Source organism: Kitasatospora sp. MBT66 (genome assembly GCF_000710405.2).
GTDB classification, from domain to species: Bacteria; Actinomycetota; Actinomycetes; order Streptomycetales; family Streptomycetaceae; genus Kitasatospora; species Kitasatospora purpeofusca.
Window position 1 is genome coordinate 295,997 of sequence record NZ_JAIY01000010.1, and the last position, 9,981, is coordinate 305,977.

General features: G+C 74.8%; 9 protein-coding genes and 1 pseudogene. 3 read left to right on the forward strand and 7 right to left on the reverse strand.

Going from position 1 to position 9,981, the window contains the following annotated elements; translation table 11 throughout:
• Positions 1-25: 25 nt before the first annotated feature.
• The 6 genes from mshC to BI06_RS25975 form a co-directional block, all read right to left on the reverse strand.
• A complete protein-coding gene (gene mshC, locus BI06_RS25950; RefSeq protein WP_043471967.1) occupies positions 26-1,255 on the reverse strand; it encodes a cysteine--1-D-myo-inosityl 2-amino-2-deoxy-alpha-D-glucopyranoside ligase in 1,230 nt (409 codons plus the stop codon).
• A gap of 273 nt (positions 1,256-1,528) precedes the next feature.
• Entirely contained in the window at positions 1,529-2,413 is an 885-nt protein-coding gene (locus tag BI06_RS25955; RefSeq protein ID WP_051741851.1) for a carbohydrate-binding protein, read from the reverse strand.
• Between the two features lie 143 nt (positions 2,414-2,556).
• Positions 2,557-3,474 carry a helix-turn-helix domain-containing protein gene (locus BI06_RS25960; protein ID WP_094745652.1) on the reverse strand — a complete coding sequence of 306 codons (918 nt, stop codon included), beginning with the start codon at positions 3,472-3,474 and terminating at the stop codon, positions 2,557-2,559.
• Between the two features lie 124 nt (positions 3,475-3,598).
• Positions 3,599-4,390, reverse strand: a complete 792-nt coding sequence (locus tag BI06_RS25965) for an SCO1664 family protein (RefSeq protein ID WP_043473058.1) — start codon at positions 4,388-4,390, stop codon at positions 3,599-3,601.
• Positions 4,391-4,479: 89 nt separating this feature from the next.
• Positions 4,480-5,049 carry a DUF3090 domain-containing protein gene (locus BI06_RS25970; RefSeq protein ID WP_030395888.1) on the reverse strand — a complete coding sequence of 190 codons (570 nt, stop codon included), beginning with the start codon at positions 5,047-5,049 and terminating at the stop codon, positions 4,480-4,482.
• Positions 5,050-5,242: 193 nt separating this feature from the next.
• Positions 5,243-5,980 (reverse strand): histidine phosphatase family protein, encoded by a 738-nt coding sequence (locus BI06_RS25975; protein WP_030395887.1) that lies wholly within the window; start codon positions 5,978-5,980, stop codon positions 5,243-5,245.
• Between the two features lie 215 nt (positions 5,981-6,195).
• On the opposite strand from BI06_RS25975, the gene BI06_RS25980 reads away from it, so the two are divergent.
• Positions 6,196-7,188: a magnesium and cobalt transport protein CorA gene (locus BI06_RS25980; protein ID WP_030395886.1), complete on the forward strand. Its 993-nt coding sequence runs from the start codon at positions 6,196-6,198 to the stop codon at positions 7,186-7,188.
• Positions 7,189-7,254: 66 nt separating this feature from the next.
• On the opposite strand, the gene BI06_RS25985 is transcribed toward BI06_RS25980, so the two are convergent.
• Entirely contained in the window at positions 7,255-8,313 is a 1,059-nt protein-coding gene (locus tag BI06_RS25985; RefSeq protein ID WP_030395885.1) for an LLM class F420-dependent oxidoreductase, read from the reverse strand.
• Positions 8,314-8,646: 333 nt separating this feature from the next.
• On the opposite strand from BI06_RS25985, the gene BI06_RS25990 reads away from it, so the two are divergent.
• Together BI06_RS25990 and BI06_RS51180 are read left to right on the forward strand one after the other, a co-directional pair.
• Positions 8,647-9,624, forward strand: coding sequence for an aldo/keto reductase (locus BI06_RS25990; RefSeq protein WP_030395884.1), 978 nt, complete (start codon positions 8,647-8,649; stop codon positions 9,622-9,624).
• 152 nt (positions 9,625-9,776) lie between these two features.
• A pseudogene (locus BI06_RS51180) lies at positions 9,777-9,981 on the forward strand (hypothetical protein); the annotation flags it as partial.

A 9,981-nucleotide genomic window follows, 5' to 3' on the forward strand; every position in this document is an offset into this window, starting at 1 on the left:
TCAGGCGTTGGTCGGGTGACGCGCCCTACAGCGCGACGCCGAGCAGTGCGTCCACGGTGCGGGTGACCAGACCGGGGGCGCCGATCTCGGTGCCCCCGTCGCTCTCCTGCGCGGCGGCCCAGCGGTCCACCGCGGCCAGCGCGGCCGGGGCGTCCAGGTCGTTCGCGAGCGCGGCGCGGACCTCGGCGAGCAGCTGCTCGGCCGCCGGGCCGTCCGGGCGGGAGACCGCGGCGCGCCAGCGGGCGAGCCGCTCGACGGCCTCGTCAAGGGTGCCCTTGGTCCACTCCCAGTCCTCGCGGTAGTGGTGCGAGAGCAGGGCCAGCCGGATCGCCGCCGGGTCGACGCCCTCGCGGCGCAGGGCCGAGACGAAGACCAGGTTGCCGCGGGACTTGGACATCTTGTGGCCGTCCAGGCCGACCATGCCGGCGTGCACGTACGCCTGGGCGTACGGGTGGGCGCCGGTGGCGACCTGGGCGTGCGCGGCGCCCATCTCGTGGTGCGGGAAGGACAGGTCGCTGCCGCCGCCCTGGATGTCGAAGGACATGCCGAGGAACTGCAGGGCGATCGCGACGCACTCGATGTGCCAGCCGGGGCGGCCGTGGCCGAGCTCGGTGTCCCAGGCGGGCTCGCCGGGGCGGGCGGCCAGCCACAGCAGGGCGTCCAGCGGGTGGCGCTTGCCGGGACGGTCCGGGTCGCCGCCGCGCTCGGCGAAGACCGGGTGCATGGCCTCGCGGGTGAGGCCGGAGACCTCGCCGAAGGTCGGGTCGGCCTCGACCGAGAAGTAGATGTCGCCGTCCAGCTCGTAGGCGGCGCCGCTCGCGAGCAGCTTCTGGACCAGCGGGACGATCCACGGGATGGACTCGACGGCGCCGATGTAGTGGGCCGGCGGGAGCAGCCGCAGCGCGGTCATGTCCTCGCGGAACAGCGCGGTCTCGCGCTCGGCGAGGGCCACCCAGTCCTGTCCGGTCTCGACCGCGCGCTGGAGCAGGGGGTCGTCGACGTCGGTGACGTTCTGCACGTAGAGGACGTCGTGGCCGGCGTCCTTCCACACCCGCTGCACCAGGTCGAAGGCGTTGTAGGTGGCGGCGTGGCCCATGTGGGTCGCGTCGTAGGGCGTGATGCCGCAGACGTAGATCCGGGCTGCGCCGTCCTGCGGCACGACCTCCCGGATGCCTCCCGTCGCGGTGTCGTGGATTCGAAGGGGGAGCCCCTGACCAGGCAGGGCGGGAACCTCGGAGGCGGGCCAGGCATGCATGGGATCGACTTTAACCTTGAGAACATTTGAAAGCCTAACCAGTCGGCAAGATCGACTGGATTCGTCTGCTTTCGCGGCCCGGGCGGTTCCTGACCGATTGTGTCCGGAAGCCCTCGTCGGGCCGCCGGCGCGGAACCGGACCGGAACCAACCCGGAACCGCACCGGAACCGCCCCGCGCACGGCCACACGGGGCGGTCCGGGCGGACGGGCGACCCGGTCGGCCCTGCCGCCGACCGGGCGCCCGCGACCCTGCGGGCATACGGCCGGAGCCGCTACAACCGCTGCCAGAGGGCCGGCACGTTCGGCGGCTCCCACCCCGTGATGGCGGTGTGCCCCTGGAGGCACCGGTAGGAGACGCCGCCGTAGGTGACGCGGTCGCCCGCGTTGTAGAAGGTGCCCGCGGCCCAGGTCCCGCCCGGCGGCGTGGTCGGCGGCGTGGTCGGCGGGGTGGTGGGCGGGGTGGTCGGGCCGGTGGGGGTGGCGGTCGGGGTCGGGGTCTGCGGCACGTTGAGCACGAAGTCGTACGTGCCCTCCTTCGCCGAGCCGACCTGGCGGACGTTCATCAGCAGCCGCGCGTCGTAGATGGTGTCGGTGCTGTTGCGCGGCTCGTTCGGGAAGTACAGCTGGGTGGTGAGCACCGGCCGGCCGGGCGCCTGGAGCTTGACGTGGATGTGCCGGGTGCGGCCCGGGTAGAGGCCGGGCACGATCGTGGTGAGGCTGAACGCGCCCTGGGCGTTGGTGAACTGGTGGCCGCGGAAGGTGAACCCGGCGTTGTCGTAGGCGCCGTTCACGTCGGCCTGCCAGAAGTCCAGCAGGACGCCGGACAGGGGCAGGCAGGCGCGGCCGAAGACGTAGCCGCTGACGGTGAGCCTGGTGCCCGGGGTGCTGTCGGTGATGAGCGAGGTGCGCAGCGGCGAGTTGGGCTTGAAGTACGGCCCCTCGGTCTGCTCGATCGTGGGGGCGTCGCCGTCGTGGCACTCGGGGGTGAAGTCCGGCATCTCGCCGGTGCCGACCCGGTCGCGGGCCAGGGCTACGCCGCCGCCGACCAGGAGGGGGGCGGTGCCGAGAACGGCGGCTGCCCGGAGGACGGTCTTGCGGCTTATCCGGCGGTCGGTGGGACCGTCCGTCCCGGTGACGGGCTCTTCGGACGCGGGCATGCGCCGACTCCTTCGCTGTGGGTGTGGGGGATCTGCCGGTGTCGATGGGAATGACGGCCCTTGCCATGGTGGGGGCATGACAAGGACCGGGCCGGCGGGCCGCCCGCTCGCGCCGGGCGGTCCGCCGGTGGCCGACAGTCAACCTACGGGCCGTCCGGACCTGCCGCGATGGACGTGATCCGGGGATCGTGGTGATTTCCTCCGACCTTGGCCCGGAACTCCCCCGGGGTCATCCCGGTCTCCCGGCGGAAGAACCGGCAGAAGTACGCCGGGTCCCCGAAGCCAGCCTCCCGGGACACCTGACGGACCGTCAATTCCGTGCAGGCCAGCAACCGCTTGGCCTCCAGCGTCTGCTGCTGGCGGATCAGCCGCCCCGGCGTCCGGCCGGTCGCCTGCTTCACCGTCGCCTGGAGGTGCCCCGGGGAGACCCCCAACTCCTGGGCGCAGGAGGCGACCGAGCGTTGCACTCCGCCCGGGTTGGCGATCAGCCGGGTGAACGCGGCGGCGAGGTCGCCGGTGCGGCCCGGCAGCGCTCCCGGGCCGACCGGCGCGCAAGCCCGCAGGGCGCGGACGACCAGGATGTGCAGACTGGCCCGCAGCACGCCCGGATAGCCCGCCGGGCGGGCCCGGTACTCGGCCTCCATGTCCGCCAGCAGCGCGGCGATCGGCCCGGCCTGATCGCCCAGCCGCACCGCCGGGCGCCCGGCCAGGGCGCGCAGCGCGGCGAGGTCCTGCGGATTGGTCAGGAGGAAGTCCTCGTTGAACAGCACGACCTGGCCGGTGAGGTCGTCCGCGTCCACCCAGTGGTGCACCTGGCCGGGCGCGATCACGCACAACTGCGGCGGCTGCAACGGCCGCTGGACCAGGTCCAGGACGTGGGCGCCGCGGCCGCCGGTGACGTAGACGATCTCGAAGAAGGAGTGCCGGTGGGGGAAGCCGGCCCGGGACAGCGGGCCGATGGTGTCGAAACTGCCGATCGCGAACGGGAGCAGATGCGGCAGCGGGACCTGGAGGCGGTGCAGCGGCAGGTCCAGGTGGGGGGTGGTCCGTCGCTCGTCCATCGTCGCAGTGTGCGGCCGGGACCGGGCACCGGTCCAGACCACTGTCCGGTGGAAGGACCCGCGGACGGGTGGTCCGGCGGGCCCGCCGGCCCGGGCTTCGAAGGCCGGAGGGCCCGCCGGACCGTCAGATCGGCGGCCAGGGGATGGACGGCCAGTCCTCGGAGGGCAGCGGATGGGTGCCGGCGGCGAGCAGCGCCGCCACCCGGGCCCGGGTCGCGTCCAGCTCGGCCGCCGTCAGGTGCGGGGCCAGCCGCTCCCCCAGCGCGCCGTCCAACTGCCCGGCCAGCCCGGCCAGCACCTCCGCCGCCTCCTCGGGCAGCGGGCTCCCGGCCCAGCCCCAGAGCAGGGTGCGCAGCTTGCCCTCGCGGTGGAAGGTGACGCCGTGGTCGATGCCGTAGATCCGGCCGTCCGCGGCCGGGATCAGGTGGCCGCCCTTGCGGTCGGCGTTGTTGAGGACGGCGTCCAGCACCGCGAGCCGGCGCAGCCGCGCGTCGTCGGGGTGGACCAGCAGCGCGGTGCGCCCGTCGCCGACCTCGGCCCGGACGATCGGCAGCCAGCCGTCCTCGGGGCCGGCCGGGTCCTGGAGCGCGAGCAGCGGGTCCGCCTCCGGATCGGGCTCCACCCACAGCTGCACCATGCCGGGGCCGTGCGGGCCGTCGCGCAGCACGGTGGGCGGGACCAGCCCCCAGCCGGTGGCGGCGGACAGCTCGTAGGCGGCGACCTCGCGGCCGGCCAGGGTGCCGTCCGGGAAGTCCCAGAGCGGGCGCTCGCCGGCCACCGGCTTGTAGACGGCCTGGGCGGTGAGGCCGTCGGTGCCGTCGATGCCGTCGATGCCGACGGTGCAGTAGAGGGCCGCGTTGGAGGCGTCGGTGAGCCGGCCGTGCACGGTCAGCGCGCCCTCCCGCAGCAGCCGCAGCGCGGTCGGCGGGTCGGCGGCGAGGGCCGCGGCCCCGGCGGGGTCGGCGCGCGGCGGCTCGACCTCGCCGGCCGGGGCGGGCTGCGGGTTCAGCGCCGGTACCCGTTCGCGCGCGGGCACAGGTGGCCCTCCGGGTCGAGCGGCAGATTGCAGAACGGGCAGGGCTTGCGGCCGGCCGCGACGAGGTCCAGCGCGCGCCTGGCGAACACCCGGGCCATCGCTCCGGAGAGCCGCACCCGGAGCATGTCGGGGCCGTTCTCGTCGTCCTCGAAGACGGCGGCGCCCTCCTCCTCGCCCTCCTCCTCCTCGATCAGCGCCTGCGCCTCGACGACCAGGCAGCTGTCCACGGTGTCCCAGGCCAGCGCCATCGTGCCGACCCGGAACTCCTGCTCCAGCGGCAGGTCCAGCGGCGCGGTGTCCAGCAGCTCCTGCGGGGCGCCGGCCGGGATCGCGGCCTCGCCGCCGCTGCGGCGCAGGGCCTCGTCCAGGACCTCCTCGATCCGCTCCGCGAGCGCGGCGACCTGGGTCTTCTCCAGCAGCACGCTGGTGATCCGCCCCCGGGCGCTGGCCTGGAGGTAGAACGCCCGGGCGCCGGGCTGGCCGACGGTACCGGCCACGAACCGTTCGGGCTGGTCGTAGAAGTAGACCTGACGGGGCACGCTCTCGCTCCGGATCGTATCGATCGTCGTGGACGTCGGGGACGCCACGGGGTTCGGGGTCGGGCCCGGTGGTCCCGGGGTGCGCGGCGGGGTGCGCCGGGGCCCACTGGTCACCCTACGACCTCCCGGGCCGGGCCGGGGAGCCGAGCCCGGGGGGCGGGCGGCTCGGGGTCCGCCTCCTGGATCTGTCGGCTCAGGCCGCGCCGGTGGAACCGCCGACCACGGCGTCCCCGCCCGCGTCGGCCCGGCCGGGGTGGGCGGCGGGCCGCGGGGCGAGGGGGGCGAGGTCGCCGGTGTCGCCCATCCGCAGCACGAACGGGCGGCGCGCGGTGTAGCGGATCGCGGTGACCGAGCAGGGGTCGACGTTGATCCGCTGGAAGTGGTCGAGGTGCAGGCCCAGCGCGTCGGCCACCACGGCCTTGATCACGTCGCCGTGCGAACAGGCGATCCAGACCGCGTCCTCGCCGTGCTCGGCGGCGATCTTCTCGTTCCACTCGCGGACCGCGTCGACGGTGCGGTGGCTCAGCTCGCGCAGCGACTCGCCGCCGGGGAAGGCCGCGGCCGCCGCGTGGTCCTGGACGGTGCGCCAGAGCGGCTCCTTGGCCAGCTCGGCCAGCGGGCGGCCGGTCCACTCCCCGTAGTGGCACTCGCCGAGCCGCTCGTCCAGCGCGGGCTCGCCCGGCGCGGCGCCGCCGCGCTCGGGACCGGCCAGCCCGGGGCGGGCGGCGAGCAGCGGCTCCAGGGTCTGCCGACAGCGCTCCAGCGGGCTGCTGACCGCCTGGACCAGCGGGACCGGGGCGAGCCGGTCGGCGAGCGCGGCGGCCTGGGCGCGCCCGGTGTCGTCGAGCTCCACCCCCGGCGTCCAACCGGCCAGGATTCCGGCGGTGTTCGCGGTGGATCGGCCGTGGCGGACGAGCAGCAGGGTGGGCATGGGCCCACCCTACGGCCTCCCGGACCGGGGCGGGAGGACTTGCGGATCTTGGTCGGGGCGCTGCGGCGGGGCGCTGCCGAGGGGGTGCGGACGGGGACGCCGACCGGGGTGCGGGCGGAACGCGGGGGACGCAGGGGATGCGGGGGACGTGGGAGACCGGTGCCGGGGCGAACCGTCGTCGCGGCGGATGTTTCGGACGGGCGCCAGGGGCGAGAATGGCGCGCATGATCGTCCACTGCGCCATCTACCGGGACGGCCGCCCGGTCGCGACGCCCGCCGGGCCGGCCGGCTCCCTCGCCGCCGCGCGCAAGGCGGGGCGCGGCGGCTTCGTCTGGATAGGCCTGTTCGAGCCGACCGCCGAGGAACTCGACCAGGTCTCCGACGAGTTCGGCCTGCACCCGCTGGCCGTGGAGGACGCGGTCGGCGCCCACCAGCGGCCCAAGGTGGAGGCCTACCAGGACTCGCTGTTCGTCGCGCTCAAGACCCTCGGCTACCACCCCGGCGGCCACGCGGTGACCAGCGGCGAGGTGATGCTGTTCGTCGGCGACGACTTCGTGATGACCGTCCGGCACGGCGCCGACAGCCCGCTCGGCGACCTGAGGGCCGAGCTGGAGGAGCACCCGGAGGTGCTCAAGTACGGTCCGAGCGCCGTGCTGCACTCCGTCTGCGACGCGGTGGTGGACGGCTACGTGGACGTGGTGGTCGGGCTCCAGGCGGACCTCGACGAGCTGGAGGCCGACGTGTTCGCCCCCGGCCGGGTGGGCCGGGACGTCGCGAGCCGGATCTACGGCTACAAGCGGCAGCTGGTCACCGTCCGCCGGGCCACCGGCCCGCTGGTCGAGCCGATGATGCGGCTGGACCGCGGCGGGGTGCCCTACGTCCGCGCCGAGGCGCTGCCCTACCTGCGGGACGTCTCCGACCACCTGGCCCGGGCCAACGACCAGGTGGAGGGGATGGACCGGCTGCTCTCGGACATCCTCTCCGCCAACCTGGCGCAGGTCAGCGTGCAGCAGAACAACGACATGCGGAAGATCTCGGCCTGGGCGGCGCTGGCCGCCGTGCCGACGATGATCGCGGGCGTGTACGGGATGAACTTCGACCACATGCCCGAGCTGCACCAGGCCTGGGGCTACCCGGCGGCGGTGTCGCTGATGGTGGTGGTCTGTGTGCTGCTGCACCGGGTGTTCAAGCGGCACGACTGGCTGTAGGGCTCGCGCGGCAGTCCGTGCCCGGGTGGCGCCGCCGGTCGGACGGCGCCACCCGGGGTGCGGCGGTCAGGCCAGGCCGGCCCGCTCCAGCGCCGCGACGCCGGTGCGCAGCGCGGTGATCCGCTCGTCCAGGGTGAAGCCGGCCGGGGCCAGGGTGAGCGTGGTGACGCCCGCGTCGGCGTAGGCCTGCATCCGGTCGGCGATCCGGGCGGTGTCGCCGATCAGCGAGGTGGCGTCGATCAGCTCGTGCGGGACGGCGGCGGCCGCGCCCGCGTAGTCCCTGGCCAGGTAGCGCTCCTGGACCTCGTCGGCGGCCTGCTCGTAACCCATCCGCCGGGCCAGCTGGTTGTAGAAGTTCTTCTCCTTGCTGCCCATGCCGCCGATGTAGAGCGCGGTGTACGAGCGCTGCGAGTCGACGCCCGCCTTGATGTCCTCGCCGACCGCGATGGCAACGGTGGGGCAGACGTCGAAGCCCTCGAACTCCCGGCCGGTCCCGGCGCCGGCCCGGACCCGGCCGGCCTTCAGCGGGTCGAGGGAGAGCGCGGCGTGCGCCGGGTCGAAGAAGATGCCGAGCCAGCCGTCGGCGATCTCGCCGGTCTGCTCCAGGTTCTTCGGGCCGATGGCGGCGATGTACAGCGGGATGTGCTCGCGCACCGGGTGCACGGTGAGCTTGATCGGCTTGCCGGGGCCGCCGGGCAGCGGCAGCGTCCAGTGCTCGCCCTCGTGGACCAGCCGCTCGCGGGACATCGCCTTGCGGATGATCTCCACGTACTCCCGGGTGCGGGCCAGCGGCTTGTCGAACTTCACGCCGTACCAGCCCTCGGAGACCTGGGGGCCGGAGACGCCGAGGCCGAGCCGGAAGCGGCCGCCGGAGAGGGTGTCCAGGGTGGCGGCGGTCATCGCGGTCATCGCGGGGGTGCGGGCCGGGATCTGGAAGATCGCCGAGCCCACGTCGATCCGCTCGGTCCGGGCGGCGACGAAGGACAGCACGGTGGCCGCGTCCGAACCGTAGGCCTCGGCGGCCCAGCAGACCGAGTAGCCGAGCCGGTCGGCCTCCTGGGCGACGGCGATGTTGTCGGCGTCCATGCCGAGTCCCCAGTAGCCGAGGTTGATGCCGAGTCGCATGGGCACTGCCTTCCAGTCGGTTGTTTCGTGAGGGTAGCGGCGCGTCCGGCGGACATGCTACTGGCCGGTAGGAGTGGGCCGGGTCACATTCCGGCCGCGTGGCGGGAGCCGGGGTCGTCCTGCGGCGGGGGCCGGGGCGCGCCGCGTCGGGGGCCGGGGTCGTCCTGCGGGTCTGCACACCTGCCCGGGCACCGGCCGCTACGCTCAGCCGACGTGGAGGCGCCTCGCCCCACCTGCGCGTTCGTCCCCCGTCGTCCCGGCCGTGCGGCCGCGGTGCCGGCCGGTGGCGCCGCGCCGCCACCGCACCTACGGCCAGTAAGAGGGGCACGTCCGATGGAAAAGCGTCACCTCGGCCGCACCGGGCTGCAGGTCTCCCGGCTCGGCCTCGGCACCATGACCTGGGGCCGCGCCACCGACGAGCAGGAGGCCGCGGAGCAGCTCAAGGAGTTCGTCGACGCGGGCGGAAACCTCGTCGACACGGCCGACGTCTACGCCGACGGCGACGCCGAGTACCTGCTCTCCCGGCTGACCGACAGCCTCGTCCCCCGCTCCGACCTGGTCATCGCCACCAAGGCCGGCAGCGTCCCGGCCGCCCGCCGCTTCGACGGCTCGCGCGGACACCTGCTCGCCGCGCTCGACGCCTCGCTGCGCCGGCTCGGCACCGACTACGTCGACCTGTGGCAGGTGCACGCCTTCGACCCGGCCACCCCCGTCGAGGAGACCCTCAGCGCCCTCGACATCGCCGTCTCCTCCGGCCGGGCCCGCTACGTCGGGGTCTGCGACTTCAGCGGCTGGCAGCTGGCCAAGGCCGCCACCTGGCAGAACGCCCATCACGGGCGGGTGCCGCTGGCCGGGGCGCAGCTGGAGTACTCGCTGCTCCAGCGCGGCATCGAACGGGAGGCCCTGCCCGCCGCGAAGGACTCCGGGGTCGGGCTGCTCGCCGCCTCCCCGCTCGGGCGCGGCGTGCTGACCGGCAAGTACCGGCACGGCCTCCCGCAGGACTCGCGCGGCGCCTCGCCCTACCTGTCGGGGTTCGTCCAGCCGTACCTCGGGGAGCGTCCGCGGCGGATCGTGGACGCCGTCGCCACCGCCGCCGACGGGCTCGCCAGCAGCCCGCTGGCGGTCGCGCTCGCCTGGGTCCGGGACCGCCCCGGGGTGGCGAGCGCACTGGTCGGGGCCCGCACGGTGGCGCAGCTGCAGGCGGCGCTGTCGGTGGAGGCGCTTACGCTTCCGGAGGAGATCCGCGGTGCGCTCGACGACATCTCGGCGCCGGTCCACCGCTACCCCGACCAGGGGTGGAGCGAGCTGTAGCGGTCGCTCGACCCCGCGCCCGAGCCTGCCCGAACCGACCGACCGCCGAGCCGGCCGCCCAGAGCGGCCCCGGACCGGCCCGAACAGCCGACCGCCCGCAGCACGGGGCGGCCGGTACCCAGCAGTGGAGTTGAGCTTTTGTGGAGCGGACGATGACTGACGCGGAGAACGGCGCCCCGGAGGAGTCCTCGATGAGCCCGGACACGGGCGGCGCCGTGCCCGCACAGGCATCGGCGGAGCCGGGCCCGGCGGAGGCGGCGGCCGAGGCGGCCGACACGGACGCGGGCGCGGTGGACGGGGAGTCGGCCGACGCGGGGTCACCGGACGCGCCCGGTCCCGGCGGCGACGCCGCGGACC

What these genes read in the sequence shown, in the direction of transcription:
- mshC (WP_043471967.1), bottom strand. Translation starts at nt 1,255, where the DNA reads ATGCATGCCTGGCCCGCCTCCGAGGTTCCCGCCCTGCCTGGTCAGGGG.
- BI06_RS25955 (WP_051741851.1), bottom strand. Translation starts at nt 2,413, where the DNA reads ATGCCCGCGTCCGAAGAGCCCGTCACCGGGACGGACGGTCCCACCGAC.
- BI06_RS25960 (WP_094745652.1), bottom strand. Translation starts at nt 3,474, where the DNA reads ATGGACGAGCGACGGACCACCCCCCACCTGGACCTGCCGCTGCACCGC.
- BI06_RS25975 (WP_030395887.1), bottom strand. Translation starts at nt 5,980, where the DNA reads ATGCCCACCCTGCTGCTCGTCCGCCACGGCCGATCCACCGCGAACACC.
- BI06_RS25980 (WP_030395886.1), top strand. Translation starts at nt 6,196, where the DNA reads ATGGCGCGCATGATCGTCCACTGCGCCATCTACCGGGACGGCCGCCCG.
- BI06_RS25985 (WP_030395885.1), bottom strand. Translation starts at nt 8,313, where the DNA reads ATGCGACTCGGCATCAACCTCGGCTACTGGGGACTCGGCATGGACGCC.
- BI06_RS25990 (WP_030395884.1), top strand. Translation starts at nt 8,647, where the DNA reads ATGGAAAAGCGTCACCTCGGCCGCACCGGGCTGCAGGTCTCCCGGCTC.